Annotated in this window: 16 protein-coding genes and 1 tRNA gene; 12 read left to right on the top strand and 5 right to left on the bottom strand. The window is 34.7% G+C overall.

The window, feature by feature from the left end; all coding sequences use genetic code 11:
- The first annotated feature begins 99 nt into the window (after nucleotides 1-99).
- Together PHF25_00255 and PHF25_00250 are read left to right on the top strand one after the other, a co-directional pair.
- Entirely contained in the window at nucleotides 100-891 is a 792-nt protein-coding gene (locus PHF25_00255; protein ID MDD4526450.1) for a TlyA family RNA methyltransferase, read from the top strand.
- 153 nt (nucleotides 892-1,044) lie between these two features.
- The gene (locus PHF25_00250) at nucleotides 1,045-1,542 is read left to right on the top strand and encodes a mechanosensitive ion channel (protein MDD4526449.1); all 498 of its coding nucleotides are present in this window, start codon (nucleotides 1,045-1,047) and stop codon (nucleotides 1,540-1,542) included.
- 61 nt (nucleotides 1,543-1,603) lie between these two features.
- On the opposite strand, the gene PHF25_00245 is transcribed toward PHF25_00250, so the two are convergent.
- Nucleotides 1,604-1,933, bottom strand: coding sequence for a DMT family protein (locus tag PHF25_00245; GenBank protein MDD4526448.1), 330 nt, complete (start codon nucleotides 1,931-1,933; stop codon nucleotides 1,604-1,606).
- Nucleotides 1,934-2,306: 373 nt separating this feature from the next.
- Here PHF25_00245 and PHF25_00240 point away from each other — a divergent pair.
- The 10 genes from PHF25_00240 (at nucleotide 2,307) to PHF25_00195 (ending at nucleotide 10,688) form a co-directional block, all read left to right on the top strand.
- Nucleotides 2,307-2,382, top strand: a tRNA-Ala gene (locus PHF25_00240).
- Nucleotides 2,383-2,530: 148 nt separating this feature from the next.
- A complete protein-coding gene (locus PHF25_00235; protein MDD4526447.1) occupies nucleotides 2,531-3,439 on the top strand; it encodes a J domain-containing protein in 909 nt (302 codons plus the stop codon).
- 14 nt (nucleotides 3,440-3,453) lie between these two features.
- On the top strand, nucleotides 3,454-3,720 hold the full coding sequence (locus PHF25_00230; protein MDD4526446.1) for a chaperone modulator CbpM: 267 nt from the start codon (nucleotides 3,454-3,456) through the stop codon (nucleotides 3,718-3,720).
- A gap of 184 nt (nucleotides 3,721-3,904) precedes the next feature.
- Nucleotides 3,905-4,498, top strand: a complete 594-nt coding sequence (locus tag PHF25_00225) for a TetR/AcrR family transcriptional regulator (protein ID MDD4526445.1) — start codon at nucleotides 3,905-3,907, stop codon at nucleotides 4,496-4,498.
- The gene (locus PHF25_00220; protein MDD4526444.1) at nucleotides 4,488-5,543 is read left to right on the top strand and encodes a hypothetical protein; all 1,056 of its coding nucleotides are present in this window, start codon (nucleotides 4,488-4,490) and stop codon (nucleotides 5,541-5,543) included. Before PHF25_00225 ends, PHF25_00220 begins: the two co-directional genes overlap by 11 nt.
- A 15-nt stretch (nucleotides 5,544-5,558) precedes the next feature.
- Nucleotides 5,559-6,272: an ABC transporter ATP-binding protein gene (locus PHF25_00215; protein ID MDD4526443.1), complete on the top strand. Its 714-nt coding sequence runs from the start codon at nucleotides 5,559-5,561 to the stop codon at nucleotides 6,270-6,272.
- A 33-nt stretch (nucleotides 6,273-6,305) separates the two neighbouring features.
- Complete coding sequence (locus tag PHF25_00210) at nucleotides 6,306-7,475, top strand: FtsX-like permease family protein (protein ID MDD4526442.1); 1,170 nt, start codon at nucleotides 6,306-6,308, stop codon at nucleotides 7,473-7,475.
- On the top strand, nucleotides 7,472-8,740 hold the full coding sequence (locus tag PHF25_00205) for an FtsX-like permease family protein (GenBank protein ID MDD4526441.1): 1,269 nt from the start codon (nucleotides 7,472-7,474) through the stop codon (nucleotides 8,738-8,740). The genes PHF25_00210 and PHF25_00205 overlap by 4 nt, the downstream gene beginning before the upstream one ends.
- A gap of 2 nt (nucleotides 8,741-8,742) precedes the next feature.
- Complete coding sequence (locus PHF25_00200; GenBank protein MDD4526440.1) at nucleotides 8,743-9,471, top strand: outer membrane lipoprotein-sorting protein; 729 nt, start codon at nucleotides 8,743-8,745, stop codon at nucleotides 9,469-9,471.
- A gap of 47 nt (nucleotides 9,472-9,518) precedes the next feature.
- On the top strand, nucleotides 9,519-10,688 hold the full coding sequence (locus tag PHF25_00195; GenBank protein ID MDD4526439.1) for an FtsX-like permease family protein: 1,170 nt from the start codon (nucleotides 9,519-9,521) through the stop codon (nucleotides 10,686-10,688).
- 8 nt (nucleotides 10,689-10,696) lie between these two features.
- On the opposite strand, the gene PHF25_00190 is transcribed toward PHF25_00195, so the two are convergent.
- Genes PHF25_00190 through PHF25_00175 form a run of 4 tightly spaced genes read right to left on the bottom strand, consistent with a single transcriptional unit; the run spans nucleotide 10,697 to nucleotide 16,254 of the window.
- Complete coding sequence (locus PHF25_00190; GenBank protein ID MDD4526438.1) at nucleotides 10,697-12,436, bottom strand: acetylpolyamine amidohydrolase; 1,740 nt, start codon at nucleotides 12,434-12,436, stop codon at nucleotides 10,697-10,699.
- On the bottom strand, nucleotides 12,436-12,930 hold the full coding sequence (locus PHF25_00185) for a GNAT family N-acetyltransferase (GenBank protein MDD4526437.1): 495 nt from the start codon (nucleotides 12,928-12,930) through the stop codon (nucleotides 12,436-12,438). The genes PHF25_00190 and PHF25_00185 overlap by 1 nt, the downstream gene beginning before the upstream one ends.
- On the bottom strand, nucleotides 12,927-13,925 hold the full coding sequence (locus PHF25_00180) for an ATP-grasp domain-containing protein (GenBank protein ID MDD4526436.1): 999 nt from the start codon (nucleotides 13,923-13,925) through the stop codon (nucleotides 12,927-12,929). The genes PHF25_00185 and PHF25_00180 overlap by 4 nt, the downstream gene beginning before the upstream one ends.
- Nucleotides 13,909-16,254 carry a KamA family radical SAM protein gene (locus PHF25_00175; protein MDD4526435.1) on the bottom strand — a complete coding sequence of 782 codons (2,346 nt, stop codon included), beginning with the start codon at nucleotides 16,252-16,254 and terminating at the stop codon, nucleotides 13,909-13,911. The genes PHF25_00180 and PHF25_00175 overlap by 17 nt, the downstream gene beginning before the upstream one ends.
- Nucleotides 16,255-17,051: the final 797 nt, after the last annotated feature.

Genomic DNA, 17,051 nt, shown 5'->3' with positions numbered 1-17,051 from the left:
ATCACGACACCTTTACGCCTTGTCCCTGGAGACAAATCTGCGACTTTTCAGTAACTTTAATTATAGAATGAAATTAAAGATAAATGATATACTTTCTTTATGGCAAAACAAACTCTTCTTGAATATCTTCTGGAACATGGCTTAACAACTAACGAAGATGAAGCCATTAAACAAGTTATGGCAGGCAACGTGATTGGAGAAGGAAGAAAATTTTCTTCTGTCCATCAAAAACTTAAAACAGAAGAAACAGTTAAACTAAAGAAAATTGACAGCAAATATGTTAGCAGAGGTGGCGATAAGCTAGCTTCTGTCTTCAATAATTTCGACATTCAGATTATGGACAAAACTGGACTTGATTGTGGGGCTTCTACTGGAGGATTCACCGATTTTCTATTACAGAATAACGCCTCTAAGATCATTGCTGTGGATGTTGGGTATGGGATACTGGATGAAAAGCTTCGTAAAGATTCTAGAGTTATAAACTTGGATAGAATAAACATTAGAACACTAGACAGCGATACGCTTCAAGAGAAGCTAACCAATCATAAAAATGGACCAATCCAACTACCCTTAGATTTTTGCGTAGCTGACCTATCTTTTATTTCCTTGAATATTATTTTACCGGTAGTTAAAACATTTCTCCGTAATAATGGAGACATTTTAGTCCTCTATAAACCACAATTTGAACTACCAAAAGAACTTGTTCCTGAAGGCGGTATCGTTACTGATAACATTGTCATTGACGAGTATCGAACAACATTTATTACTAACATGAAAAAACATAATTTAATCCACCTTAAAACCTTACCAAGCATGGTACAAGGAACAAAAGGAAATCAAGAATTCTTTATCCACTTCAAGGTTGATCCTAATGGAGAAACACCAATATAGTCGATGATAATAATATATTTATGCAATCTTTTCAGGTAGACATTACTTATAAGCTAACCCATAATATATCTTTACCAGAGCAATACTATTTTGAGAATATTAATAACTTGAAATTAATTATAATAAGCTACAATTTAATTAAGGAGAACTATTATGGATGAAATGTTAATTATTAATTTAATAAAAACTATCGGAGTATTAATTGTTGCAGCAATAACTTCTGTAGGCTTAAAAATGAACGCTAAAAAATTTCAAGAAAAAAACAAACTAAATAAAAGTCGATACTTTATTATAAGACGAATTATTAATTACGTAATTCTAACACTTGCCTTTGTAGCCTTAGTCTACATCTGGGGGGTTAATATAAAAAACTTCTGGGTTGCTATTACGGGAGTCTTAGCAATGATTGCAGTTGCTTTTGTAGCAGTCTGGAGTCTAATTGGGAATATATTAGCTGGAATTATCCTCTATTTCACTAGTCCGTTTAGGGTCAACGATACTATTCAAATAATGCCAGACGATATCAAAGGAAAAGTTATCGCGATAAATACTTTTTTTACTTGTTTAGTTGATGAAAATGGCGATTATATTAACATTCCTAATTCATTGTTTTTTCAAAAGTATATAAAAAAAATCAGAAAACAAAAATAATGCAATAATGAATTTAAACTAATAAGTAATTAAATAAATCATCTCAATTTAATTATAATAGCTACCATTTTTTAAAAATAAAAAATACTGCAAGCACAATAAGAGCGAACCCTACAAGATAGTTCCATTTCAACTCTTCTTTTAAATAAACCAAAGAAAATATACAAAAAACAATTAGAGTTATTACTTCCTGAATGGTTTTTAATTGTGCTGCTGAAAACGTTCCATAACCTATCCGATTAGCAGGAACATGGAAACAATACTCAAAAAAAGCTATACCCCAACTTATCAAGATTACAGCTAATAATGGAGCACTCTTATGTTTCAAATGCCCGTACCAAGCAATTGTCATAAAAATATTAGAAATAATTAAAAGAATAATAGTTCTCATTTGACCTATGCCTATCATATTTCAACTTTACTTTGCTTGCAATATCACTAAACTGGTTACTTCCTCGTTTTCTAAAACAAAAGTTATTGCTATAATTGTTTTGCAGGTTTATTAAGGGGTTGTAGCTTCCCTGGGGTTGACTGCTACTTGACCTGAAAAGTCTAGGGTGTTTCCAGGGACAAGGCGTAAGTGACTATTGTTTTTTAATATATTATAATGGTTCGGTTATCTGTTGGTTTGTTAAGGGGTTGTAGCTTCCCTGGGGTTGACTGCTACTTGACCTGAAAAGTCTAGGGTGTTTCCAGAGACAAGGCGTAAGTGACTATTGTTTTTTAATATATTATAATGGTTCGGTTGTCTGTGCGTTTGTTAAGGGGTTGTAGCTCAATTGGTAGAGCGCTTGCATGGCATGCAAGAGGTAAGCGGTTCAATCCCGCTCAGCTCCACCAAACACAGATAACGCCTCATGTTCTGCAAATCAAAGATTCTCTGCGCTCGATGTAAGCTAAAATAATTAACGAACCTTACTGACAATACTCTCTATCATATTTTCTTTTCAAGTATCCAGGGTTATTAATATTTGCTAAACTAATACCTATGAAAGATCCCTATAATGTTTTAAGTGTTAAACAAGAAGCTACAGATGCTGAGATAAAGTCCTCGTATCGTAAGCTTTCTAAAAAATATCACCCAGACCTCAATCCTAACAATAAGGATTCTGAAAAAAAATTCAAAGAAATAAACGACGCCTATGAAACAATTCGCAACAAAGAGTGCAGAGAAAAATATGAGCAAGAGAAACAATACAAAGAATATGCGAACCAGTCTCAACAACAGAACACAGGAAGACAAAGACCATTTTATTACGAGACTCAATCCCCACATGGTCGTTACAGTTCTAGTTTTAGTAGTGATTATGAAAATATTTTTGCTAACCTTTTTCGTGGTGAATCCAACGATACTAATCTTGGAAATGATTTACCAGGGCAAGATGTTCAATATTCATTAAAGATAAGTTTTGAAGATGCTGTCTTGGGAGCTGAAAAAGAACTTGTTTTAAATAAAGGAAAAACTATTAAAGCAAAAATCCCTCCAGGCATAACTGAAGGAACGGTTCTACGCTTTAAAGGACAAGGTTCTCCAGATTCAAAACAAAAAAACCACGGTAACGCTTATGTAAAAATTCAGGTAGAACCCTCGTCGATATTTAAAAAAGCAGGTAATGACTTAATAATAGAGGTTCCAGTTACTCTCTATGAAGCGATTCTAGGAGCGAAAATAGAAGTTCCTGTAGTAGGAGGCAAGGCAACAGTAACTGTTCCAGCTGGTGTTAATTCAGGCACAAAACTAAGATTGAAAAACAAAGGATATCGCCAAAAAGCTAAAACCAATCAGGGCAATCAAATAGTTGAAATCATCGTTACTTTACCTGACAAAATTGATGACAAACTTGCTAACTTCATGAAACAGTGGGCTACTGAACATCAGTATAAACCTAGAAAATAAAAAGAGGTAACACTATGGGAAAAAAAATATTATTACAGGTTGAAGAGATTATTACTCAATATAATTTAGAAGCGTCATTCATTATAATGTGTATTGAAAATGAATGGATTGAGTTAACCAACCAAAACCCCGCTATGCTGGATCAAGAAGATATATCAAGAGTACTCCTAATCCAGGACCTTAAAGAAGCCATGGGTGTTAACGATGATTCAGTTCCCATAATATTAAACCTTATTGACCAATTACATTGCTTGCAAAATCAGTTGCTTAATTTTTCTTAAAATATAGTAATAAAAAAAATTCACACCCTACCCACTCAGCTCTGCTAGACTTTTTTTCTATACAAGCATTCGCGAGTACTAGTTAAAATCAAGACAATATAGATGTTTTTCTTGACAAACGATTTACGATTATGCAAACATTAAACTATAATAGTAAATATTGAACGCAGGAGTTAACTCAAACATGAAAAAATTATCTAATAAGATGAATAAGCTTGTCTCAACAACAAAAAAACTAATTTTCTATCATGGTATAAAAAAAGTAAGCATTGAAGAAATATGTAAAGAATCTAATGTCTCAAAAGTAACATTTTATAAAACCTTCCGAAACAAAGAAGAGCTAGTCCTATATATACTGGAAGAAATTAATGTAGATGCATGGAAAAAATACGATAAACTGATGGAACAACAAATTAAATTTCAAGAAAAAATGAAGCAATTAATACAATTTAAAATTAATTGGACATTGAACTATAGCAAAGCGTTTATTTCAGACATCATGGATGGCACTTATGCTTCTGTATCAAAACAAATGCAAACTCAGAAAGAAAAATCAATTGAAGCATTTAAAATCATACTTACCGAAGGAAAAAACAACGGAGAATTCAACACCAACTTATCATCAGAATTTATATTATTTATGTCAACACACGTTACCAACTCGATGTCAGACCCAATCTTCCAAAACCTTTTCAAAAATACTACTGAAATGTTTGAACATATTATGTCGTTCTTTTTCTATGGGATTTCAGCAATAGGAATTGTTCATGAAAAATAAAACTATCTTTTACCTCTTTATTTGTACAATCACTCTACTCTCCTTTTCATTTACTGAATTTAATGGACAACTCTCCTCCTGGGCAATAATACCTAAACAAGAAGTATCCCCAAATATTATTGGACTTCGCTATATTCCAGAAATGAAAATTAATAAAGGCGAACTGTTTGATATGCCAATAGATGGCTACTTTGCCTTGAATATAAATGCCTCAGGGGAAATTAACAAGAGTAATTTCAGCTCTAATCTCTCTCTTTACCGTGGATGGTTGCGTTATACTTCTGCTCAATCAGAAACTCGTCTTGGTTTACAAAAAATTAACTTTGGTCCAGCTAAAATACTTCGTTCACTCCAGTGGTTTGACCAGATGAGCCCCACAGACCCACTAGGTTTAACAAATGGTGTTTCTGGTCTCTTAACTAGATATTATTCTTTGGACAATAGCAATGTCTGGCTTTGGGCATTAGTAGGGAACGAAGATCTCAAAGGATTCGAAACAACAGAAACTTTAAAGAACTCCATCGAGATAGGTGGACGCTATCAGTTTCCGTTTTATTTAGGAGAACTCGGATTATCTTCTCATACAAGGCAAATTCAAAATGGTGGACAATCTGGCAATGAATATCGGTTAGGGTTTGATGGTGAATGGGATGTTGGCTTTGGGCTTTGGCTCGAAACAACAATTCAGAAAACCAACGCCCCTTGGTTAACAGAATGGAAACATGTTCGAACTCTAGGCGTGGATACTACCATTGAAGTTGGAAGTGGCTTACATATTCTTTTAGAACACCAAAACACAAGTGCTGGAAGCGAGCTATTTAAAACAAATAAGCTTAGCGATATTTCTGCTCTCTCTGCTGATTATCCGCTAAATATGCTTGATAGCGTGTCTGCAATAATTACACGGGTTTGGACATTAGATAAAAACTCATTTTTCATAAGTTGGCAGCGCACATTGGACGAATGGTCAGTCAATGTTAGTGCCTTTAATGATGAAGTTTTAGCAAATTCTGGAGTTCAAGTAATGATAGCGATAAATCATTAATAAAAGGAGGAAAAAATGACTGATATAATAATAAAGACAGAAAATTTAGTAAAAAAATTTCCAATTGGAGGTGGATTTTTTACAGCCTTAAATAATATTAACCTCTCATTCAAGGAGGGAGAATTTACTGGAATTGTTGGGCCAAGTGGTTCAGGAAAAACTACCCTACTCAATATTTTAGGATCGCTAGATAAACCAACCGAAGGAAGCGCTATTGTGCTTAATCAAAAGATTGAAACTCTTTCACATAAACAAGCTGCAAAACTAAGAAACCATCATCTAGGCTTTATTTTTCAAACATATAACTTACTACCAGTGTATACGGTTTACGAAAATATTGAATTTCCGTTACTTTTACTGGAAATGTCAGCCAGTGAGCGTCAGAAAAAAGTAAACCAAGCCTTAGAATGGGTGGGACTTACGGATAAAACTAAATCTAAACCAACGCAGCTTTCTGGCGGAGAGAGTCAACGAGTAGCTGTAGCTAGAGCAATGGTGAAGGAACCAAAGATTGTGCTTGCGGACGAACCTACTGCAAACTTAGATGCAGAAAACTCTCATAATATTTTAAAAATGATGGCTAATTTAAATAAAGAGCTAAAGACAACTTTTATTTTTTCCACCCACGACGACAAAGTAATTAGTTATCTGAAACGTAAAATATCGCTTGTTGATGGTGCAGTTGCAAAGGATGAATACTTCACAAACCCCTCTGCAAAAAAAGAGTAATAAGATGTTAAAAAAAAAGAAAGGCGGTTGTTTATGTTACTAGCACTAAATTTAGCATTCAAAAACCTAATGGGTGGTCGTTTACGAACCATTCTAAATATTCTGATACTATCTTTTGCTTTTGTCATAATTATCTTTTTCAGAGGCATTATGAATGGCATGGATGAACAAATGAGTAGAGCAATGATAGATGAAGAAATAGCAGGCGGACAGTATTGGGTTGAAAGCTATGACCCCTTTGACCCGCTTACGCTGGATGAAGCCTATATGAACATACCAGCAGAAATACAAAAATTAATCAATAATGGAACAGCAGAACAAATTTTATTAAGACCTGCGACAATTTTTCCTCAAGGACGAGACCAAAACGTAATATTGAGAGGCATTAATCCTAACCAAAAACTAGTTACAATGCCAACGATTGCTTTATCTTCGCAACTGGAATTTCCTCTGCTTATAGGTAAGCATATGGCAAAAAGTAGTGGGTTAAACGTTGGTGACAAAATCATGATCAGATGGCGTGATAAGCATGGTGCGTTTGATGCCAAGGAAGGAACCATTGTTTCTATCATGGACACTATTGTCCAAACTATAGACCGTGGACAAATTTGGATGAGAATCTCTGATTTACAGGAGCTTTCTGGACTACCCAATGAAGCCACAATCATTCTTGTTGATAAAAATGTTCCCCCTGAGCTAATTACCGGTTGGACATTTAGAAGCACAGACTTTTTGCTTAGTGATGTGAAAAGTCTAGTAAAAACTAAACAAGCAGGTGCTGTAATAATGTATGCCTTACTTTTATTTTTAGCGATGCTAGCAATTTTTGACACTCAAGTTCTGGCTGTTTTTCGAAGACGCAAAGAAATAGGAACTATGATTGCCATGGGCATGACGCGTAACAGAGTTATTGCCATCTTTACTATAGAAGGCGCCTTGAATGGTGTGTTTGCTATTATTGCAGGAGCAATCTTGGGGTATCCATTATTGCGTTATTTCGCTGTGAAGGGTATGTCTATTTACTCAGCAGCCGATGACTTTGGCATGGCAATCCCTGACCGTCTGTATGCTTATTATAGTGGACAATTAATCATAGGGACTACTTTGCTAATTTTTATTCTTGTTACTATCGTAAGCTATTTACCAACAAGGAAGATAGCAAAACTAAATCCAACCGAGGCAATAAGGGGGAAAATAACATGATTAAATTCTTATTAAAAGGAATCCTGCGAGACCGCTCGCGTAGTCTGCTACCAATAATAATTGTGACAATGGGCGCGTTCTTAGCAGTTATTATGTATACCTTCATGGAAGGTGGCATTGGTGGCATGATAGAGACCAGCGCACGTTTCAATACTGGACATGTACGCATTATGACTAACGCTTATTATAAAATCCAAGACCAAGTTCCTAACGATTTAGCGTTAATAGAGGTCTCGCCGTTACTGGAAAAACTGCAGACTACATATCCAGATTTTCGTTGGATGACTAGAATACAATTTGGAGGTTTACTGGATGTCCCAGATGAAAATGGTGAAACATTAAAGCAAGGACCAGTAGTAGGTACGGCTATAGATTTTAGTTCAAATGTTGGATCAGAAATCATGAAGATTAAACAAGGTTTAGTGTCTGGAGCCCTACCTACGAAACCTTTTGAGATTTTAATCAGCGAACAGTTTGCCAACAAATTGGGTCTTAAAATTGGTGATAGCGTTACTTTATTAACCTCAACCATCAATGGTAGTATGGCCTTCGCTAATTTTATTGTTTCTGGTTTTCTTAGCTTTGGCATCAATGCTATGGATCGAGGAACAATTATTGCAGACATAAAAGACATCCAGTCTGTGCTCGATATGCCTGACGGTGCCAGTGATGTTTTAGGTTTCGCTTCTAATATGATTTATGATGACAAGAAAATGGTTGAGACAGCCAAAAAGTTTAATGTAACTTTTGGTAATGCTGAGGATGAGTTTGCTCCAATCATGTTAAGTTTGGGTGAGCAGGATGGTTTAGATGAAATGCTCGGTTATGCGGATGCCGCTGGCTCTATCATTGTCGGATTGTTTGTCTTTGCGATGGCCATAGTGCTTTGGAATTCTGGACTAATGGGTAATCTTCGACGATACGGAGAAATTGGTATTCGTTTAGCCATGGGAGAACCGAAAGGATTTATCTATCGGGCAATGATTCTAGAATCTTGTATGATAGGAATAATCGGCTCAATTATCGGGACGATTATCGGTTTATTCTGTGCATATTTGTTGGAAATATATGGGCTTGATTACGGAGCTTTAATGCAGAATTCAACAATGATGATGGAAAATGTCATGAGGGCTAAAGTTACTCCTTTTGCGTTCGTGATTGGGTTTCTTCCTGGGGTATTTGCTCCCGCCTTAGGTGCTATATTTGCAGGGATTGGTATTTATAAACGTCAAACAGCAAGTTTATTTAAAGAATTGGAGGTATAAAAATGAAAATATTCGCACAAATCATACTATTACTATCTTTTTGTTTCGCTCTTACTGGTCCAGAAATTTTGCAAAAAGTTGATAATAATTTTCAAGGTCTTAACCAAATTTCTGAATCAACAATGATTATTCACGACCTTAGATTTAGTAGGAGTATTTCTGCTAAATCTTGGTCTGCAGAGAAAGGCAAATTAGCTTTTACTGAATATTTGTCGCCCGCTCGTGAAAAGGGAACAAAAATGTTAAAAATTGAAGATGAGCTCTGGATATATTCTCCAATGGCTGACCGAATTATAAAAATTGCAGGACATATGCTGAAACAATCAGTAAGTGGATCAGACCTTTCTTATGAAGATTATTTAGAAGAAAGCGACTTAGTTAACAACTATTCTTCTAAAATAATTCGTGAAGAACTATTTGAAGAAAGAGAATGTTATGTCTTGGAACTAGTAGGCAAAAAAGAAGGTCTTTCTTATCCAGTTCAGAAAATCTGGGTGGATAAGGAACGTTTTCTTCCACTAAAAAGCGAACAATTTGCAAAAAGTGGTGAATTACTTAAACGGTCAGTGATTAACGAAGTATTTAAGGTTGCTAATCGTTGGTATCCCAAGAGAATGACCTATAAAGACATGCTTAAAACTGGAAAAGGAACCGAGTTTGTAGTTGACTCTATTAAGTTTGACCAAAGCATACCAGCACACACCTTTACTAAGGCTAATTTGCGTCGTTAGTAAAACGGTAACGGCTAAGTTTTGTGTATAGATAATAGGAGAAATTTATGTTATTAGTAATAAATTTAGCTTTTAAAAACTTAATGGGAGGAAGGTTACGAACAGTTCTAAATATTTTGATACTTTCGTTTGCCTTTGTTGCTATTTTACTTTATCAAGGGCTGATAGCTGGAATGAACGACCAAATGACCAGAGCCGTCATTGAGGAAGAAGTTGGTGGTGGACAATTTTGGGTAAACAGCTACGACCCTTATGATCCCTTTAAATTAGACAATGCCTATGGACCACTTCCGTCCAAGCTTATTGCTATGGTAAACGAAGGACAAGCTGAACCTATTCTGCTGCGACCAGCCACTATCTTTCCGCAAGGAAGAGAACAGGGTGTCGTGTTGCGTGGGATTAATCCAAATCAGAATATTTTAAAAATGCCAACCACAGTATTGTCCTCAGAGATAGAATTACCCTTAATCATTGGCAAACGTATGGCAAAAAGCACAGGATTAAAAGTTGGGGACACTATTATGATTAGATGGAGAGATAAGAACGGTGCTTTTGATGCTAAAAAAGGAACTATAGTTGCAGTCATGGGCACTATCGTCCAAACAATAGATCGAGGTCAGATTTGGATGTCGCTACAAGATTTGCTTGAAATTTCTAATATGGAAAAGGAAGCGACTATTCTTGTTTTAAAATATCCGCATATAAGTGAAAGTATTGAAAAATGGACATATAAAAGTCAAAAAAATCTTTTGCAGGATGTGAAAAGTTCCGTTGATGCTGAAAAATCTTTTAGTATTGTGATGAATATTATTTTGTTAGGATTAGCCTTGATTGCCATTTTTGATAGTCAAATGTTTGCTGTGTTTCGTCGTCGTAAAGAAATTGGCACTCTCATCGCGTTGGGTATGACCAGAGCTAAAGTGATTGCTCTTTTTACCATTGAAGGTGCGCTTAATGGGGTTTTGGCAATTTGTGCTGGGTTTGTCTGGGGACTACCTTTGATGCGTTATATGATGAATACTGGAATGAGTGTATATTCAGCAGCAGATGATTTCGGTATGGCTATGCCAGAAAGATTATATGCTTCATTTAGTTTGCAGTTAATTTTAGGATCAACACTACTGATCTTCCTTATGGTGACAATTGTTAGTTACTTACCAACAAAAAAAATAGCAAAACTAAATCCCACTGATGCTATACGTGGGAAAGTTACGTAAAACTTTATCTACTCGTAGTAACTACGCCATAAACCAGTAAAAAAAGACTTGGCATTGATACCTAAGTTACTAGTTTTATAGCCACCCTCTTGAACAACTAGCGTTGGTAAATTCATTTCTCCTAGCAACTTACCAGTCTCTTCAAAGTTTTTTGCTATAAAGCTCCAAGTACCAGTAGGATCACCTTTTGCGGTATCTAGTCCTAAACTAACAATCAAATATAATGGCTTATACTTTTTTATTTTATTAATAGCCTTAATCAGAGTCTTTTTATATTCTTCATAACTAATACTTTCAGGCAATGGATAATTAACATTAAACCCTTCACCAACACCAACGCCAACTTCATCAACAAATCCTGAAAAATATGGATACGCAAATCTGGGGCTTCCATGTATTGAAACAGTGAAGACATCTTCCCTGTTATAAAAAATGTCTTGCTGACCATTACCATGATGATAATCAATATCTAATATAGCTATTTTCCCAAACTTAGACAAATATTCTGCGGAAATAGCAGCAGAATTAAAATAACAAAAACCGCCAAATGCTCTCTTTTCAGCATGATGACCTGGAGGTCGTACAAGAGAGTAAACAATATCCTGACCATCTTCCAGTAATTTTGCCCCAGTTAAGGTACAAAAAACCGATTCTTTTGCAGCTAAAAAAGCATTCGTATTAATTGGAGTAAAAGTGTCGATACAATAATATCCAGCACAAACATCAAGCTCTTTAGGTGGTTTTTTTGCATTTCTTATAGGAAAAATGTAAGGATAAATGGACTTCCCTACCGGCAAGGAGGCACAAACTTTTTTAAAGTAATTAAAATAATCCAAATCATGCACCTTTTTAATATAGTCTTCAGAAAAAGTTCGGCTTTTAATTTTTACAAAAAGATTTGATTTATCTAACTCTGTCATTATGGAAGAAATTCTGACCGGTGCTTCTACATAGCCACGTTCTTTAACGTGATGGATATAATGCTTTTCATTAACTATTAAAGCTATTTTCTGTTTATCTTTGACCGAAAAATTACTTGAATGGTTAGTTTTTTTCAGATATTTTGGCTTTCTGCATTGGATAGGGTCATCCTTAAACGAGTCTAAAACAAACTTCATGTATTCCTCAGAGCACAAATCAGAATACTTTCTCTTTAGAATAGCTTTAACAATTTTAATTGCAATATCTAAATCTAAAACATTTTCACTTTTATCTAAATTATCAAACATCAAATAAGGCGGATTATCATCTCCCTCATTTAAAAGAGTCTCATACTTTGTATTTGTGATTGGAGTAACACCAAAACTTTCATAAAACTTAAACCTACGAATGTTTTCTTTGAGTATTTCTGGATCTCGGCATAACAAAGGGTCGTCTGGCAAACATTCAAAAAACAACCCAACGCTATTCAGCTTTTTTGCTTCTGACCTAACTTTTTCATAAAGAATACTGCCAATACCCCTACCAGAAAATCCTTTTTTTGTAGCAAGAAAATCTAAAAAACAAAAATTCAAATCTGGGGCGTGAAACAATAAAGCAAAGGCATCAACATTTCCTTTATGATTGTCTGCAACTAATAAAATTGCACGAAATTTATATTTTAATGGATTATGAAGTTGTTCTGTTAATTGTAAAATTTCTTCTTCTTTAACCCCTGGAAATTGAGCTCTTATAATTTCCTGAACTTGCAATAATTCTCTTTTGTTTGCTGGATATATTGCATCATGAATACGCCTAATTCTTAGCATTACAACAACTCTTTTACGAAAAGCGCTTTGTCATCATTCGGTCCGTAAAAATCTTTTAGCTGTGCCTCAAGATAATAATTGCAACTCAGATAAAATGTTCTTGTAGGCAGATATTGTTCACGAGAGGAAGTTTCCACATAAACTCTTCCACCACCCTGCTCTTTCATTAATTTCTCTGCTCTTAGCATCAACTCTTTGCCTATCCCCAATGACCGATAATTATTATCAACAACAATCCAGTACAAGTCATAACTCATTACTGTCCCATGAATAGGACCATAGCAAACATAGCCAACTACTTTTTGGGCTATCTCTGCAAAAAGAAATAAATATCCACTAACTTTTCCTTTTTGTAATCTCTCTTCAATTAATTCAACAGCAATACCCAATTCTTCCTCATTAAAAAATTTTGTGGAATCAACGATTCTTCTGATATTTGCCACATCTGCTGCTTTTGGTTTTTCTCTAAAAGTTAAGTCTGTTTGTTTATTCATTTTAATTTCCTTAAATTATTAATTATAACTTTTATCATGTCTGTATATGATAATCCCGATTTATTGGCGGCTGCCACAAAACCACTGTCCTCAGAAATCCCAGGATTCGCATTTATCTCCAATATCCAGGGCTTATTATATTTATCTACTCGAAAATCGATTCTAGCGTAGCCATTTAGACCAAAAATTTCCCAACATTTCAGAGAAATAGCCTCAAGCTTTTTTAATAAACTTTTATCGCTTGTCTCAAAATCAAAAGTCCTGAGAGTATTTTGATACTCAAAAGTTGAGTCATCCCATTTTGCTGAATAGCTTATAATTTTTTCTTTATCCTCAGGAAAATTTATAAACTGCATTTCTGCTAGTGGCAAAACAAGCGGATTTTCTGAAGAACCAATAATCGAGATATTAAATTCTCTACCATCAATGTATTCTTCTATGAAAAATTTGTCATTATATTTATTATTCTTATTTTGAATTTCAGTTTGCATCATCTCAAAACTAGAAAACACTGAGACAGAAGAATCGTCTATATTAATAGATGCATCCTCAACAATAGACTTGATGATGACTTTTTTGTTTAACATCTCCCTTTCTCCGACCTTAGAGTCAAGACTAAACCAATTGGCTGTAGGCAAATTAAATTGTCTCAACATTAACTTTGCTAACACTTTATTTGTAGTTAAATAGGTACTTTCAGACGAACAGCCGGAATATGGAATTGAATAAAACTCCAAAAACAATGGAGCCAAATGCAAATATTTACCCTCTGTTTCCACCAAATTAAAAACAAATTCAGGAGAATAAAGTTTAATCTTACTGAATAGCGAGTCAAGATTATTTAGACTAAACTCTTCAACAAAAACATGAAAATCTAACTGCTCTAAAGCTTTTCTAACACTATTAACTTGTACTAATGTGTCTATTTGGTCTTCTGCATTAGGATCTAATAATTGTTGATGTAAAAGAACAACTTTTTTAACTGGTTTTGTCATTACTAACCAGGACTAATCTTTTAGTTGCAGAATCCATTATCATTCTAATTAACTCAACATATGGAACATTTAAATGTCTACATAATATTGGCAAATCAGAATCAGCTGGATTTAGGCCAGCCAAAGTATTTACCTCAATAAAGTTAGGGACTCCGTTATTATCTAACCTCACGTCTACCCTTCCTCCATCCCTGCAACCTAATGCTCTCCAAGCTTTAAGAGCAACTTCTGTGCTTCTAGAAGCATCAGAATCAATTGCAATTTGATAGCGCACCATTTCTTTATAGTTCTGCTTAACTTCATAAGAATATACTTCTTGTTCGTCTTTTTTTGCAAATAAAACTTCTAAAACACCTAAGGCTTTTGACTCCTGTCCAGTTCCTACAATCCCGATTGTAAATTCTCTTCCAGACAAATATTCTTCAACTAAAACTGGCTGTTTAAAGTTCTTTAGCAAGGTTGAAACTGTCTCATATAAGTCTTTTTCATTTTTGATTTTAGAGGTAGCGCTAATGCCTTTACTACTACCTTCAGCAACAGGTTTCGCAAACATAGGATAACCAAAGGGAATATCCTTTAGCTCAGAAAGATCTTCAATCACTCTAAAACCAGCAGTTGGAATACCTTTGTCATTCAAAACATGTTTAACAAGACCCTTATGTTGAGACAAGGAATGTATCGTAGAATCAGAAAAAGTAGAGGGAATACCATAGGCATCCAATAAGTTAGGAATCTGAGATTCTCGAGCTGGACCATTTAAGCCCTCAGCAATATTAAACACTAAATCCCATTTTTTACCACCATGCAACAGATGAACTAACTGATGTATGTTCCCTATTCTTTCTGTTTCATACCCCAATTGTTTCAAGCTATTCTCAATCGCATCGATAGTCTCAATGTTATCAAACTCAGCAACATCCTCATTATTATATCCCATTTTCCTATAATCTTCTTTTAAGTCATAAGTTAACCCAACCACTATTTTACCAGTAGATTTATTGAACGAAGGGTCATAATAAGTATACATTTTGTCTTGATAGTTACTAAGAATAACTTGGTTACCTTTTTTACCTTTGTAATAATCAGGCAAGATAGGTATTTTCCCTCCACCATTTGGGGCATCTATAACATAGTGAGGTATAGCATATCCAGAAGTATGACCTCTCAGCCCTTTGATAATCTCTTTGCCCTTTTCTACGGTTGTTCTAAAGTGCGAAGAGCCAACAATCAAATCACATTGATACATATAATATGGTCTTACTCTAACCTTTAATAACTCATGAAATAATTTTTTCATCACTGGAACGTTATCGTTAATGCCCTTCAAGAGGACTGTTTGACTCCCAAGGGGGATGCCAATATCAGAAAGTCTCAAACAAGCTTCTTTTGTCTCAACAGTCAGCTCATCAGGATGAGTAAAATGTAAACTTAAATATAAGTTTTTATGTTTTTGCAAAATCTTCAACAAACGTTTCGTTATTCGCTGAGGCAAAACAGCTGGCACTTTACTACCTATTCTCATTATTTCAATGTGTTTAATTTTTCCGATATTTGTCAGCAACCAATCTAGTTGATTATCAGACAAAGTTAAAGGGTCCCCACCAGAAATAACAACATCTCTTATCTCGGAATGAGCTTTCAAATAATCAATAGCAGCTTGCCAATATGCTAAGCCAGTATTTTGTTTGTTTGCATCACCAACCATTCTGGAACGAGTGCAATACCTACAATTAACAGAGCAAAAATTAGTAACCAAAAACAAGGCTCTATCAGGGTATCTGTGAATAATCCCATCAACAGGATTAGTTGACTCTTCTCCTAAGGGATCAAGTGCTTCTTCTTTAGTTACACGCATCTCATCAATAACTGGAACCACTGTCCTTCGTAAAGCTTGAGTATAGTTGTTTGGATCTATTAAACTTGCATAATACGGAGTGATAGAAAGCGGAAACTTACCTTTAGAAAACCCTTTCTCCATTATTGCTCTCTCTGAACTACTGAGAGTAAAAATTGCTTCCAATTGTTTAAGACTTTTAATTCTATTGCGTAATTGCCAATTCCAATTACTCCAATTTGTAATATCAGAATTGGGATAAAATTTTTGATAGAATTGTTCTGATTTTTCACTAACTGGAAATTTTTGATTTTTATAATTAATTAAAGGCTGGAATTGGATAATTTGTGTATTTTGAGTTGTTTGTTTTGTGGCCAAATTGGTTAGGATTATATCGTTAAAGAGACCCCCCAGCGGAGGCTCGCCATCATCAGAAATATCTTCGATACCAGCTTCACCATCAACTAGGAATAATTTGTTTTTATTGGTTGTCATTTTTGTTTATTCTCGCCTCATTTCTATGTAAAAATATCAACCTACTAATAATCTCTATCATATTGATTTAAATTCATAAAATCAAGTGGCTACCCTCAAGAATCAATTACTTTTTTACGTTTCATTTTTACAGTTAATTTCTTATTCATTAGACGAATTCGGGTGGACTATTTTAGCTGATAAGTCGTATAATATTTTAAGCGTTTTATAGGGTGATTAGCTCAGTTGTCCCGAGAAACCAGAAATCTTCGATTTCTTTGTTTATCGAGGATCCTCGAAATTACTACTGAATCAAAGATTCAGATAATTTCGGGAGTTAGAGTGCTCTGGGTATATTTTTTGTGTATACTTATATTTGATAGTTCGTTTTATAGGGTGATTAGCTCAGTTGTCCCGAGAAACCAGAAATCTTCGATTTCTTTGTTTATCGAGGATCCTCGAAATTACTACTGAATCAAAGATTCAGATAATTTCGGGAGTTAGAGTGCTCTAGGTATATTTTTTGTGTATACTTATATTTGATAGTTCGTTTTATAGGGTGATTAGCTCAGTTGTCCCGAGAAACCAGAAATCTTCGATTTCTTTGTTTATCGAGGATCCTCGAAATTACTGCTGAATCAAAGATTCAGATAATTTCGGGAGTTAGAGTGCTCTGGGTATATTTTTTGTATATACTTATATTTGATAGTTCGTTTTATAGGGTGATTAGCTCAGTTGTCCCGAGAAACCAGAAATCTTCGATTTCTTTGTTTATCGAGGATCCTCGAAATTACTACTGAATCAAAGATTCAGATAAT

The organism is Candidatus Margulisiibacteriota bacterium (assembly GCA_028706105.1).
Lineage (GTDB): Bacteria > Margulisbacteria > Riflemargulisbacteria > GWF2-35-9 > DYQY01 > DYQY01.
Note: the sequence above shows the minus strand (reverse complement) of the source record. Positions and strands in the feature narration are given on the sequence as shown.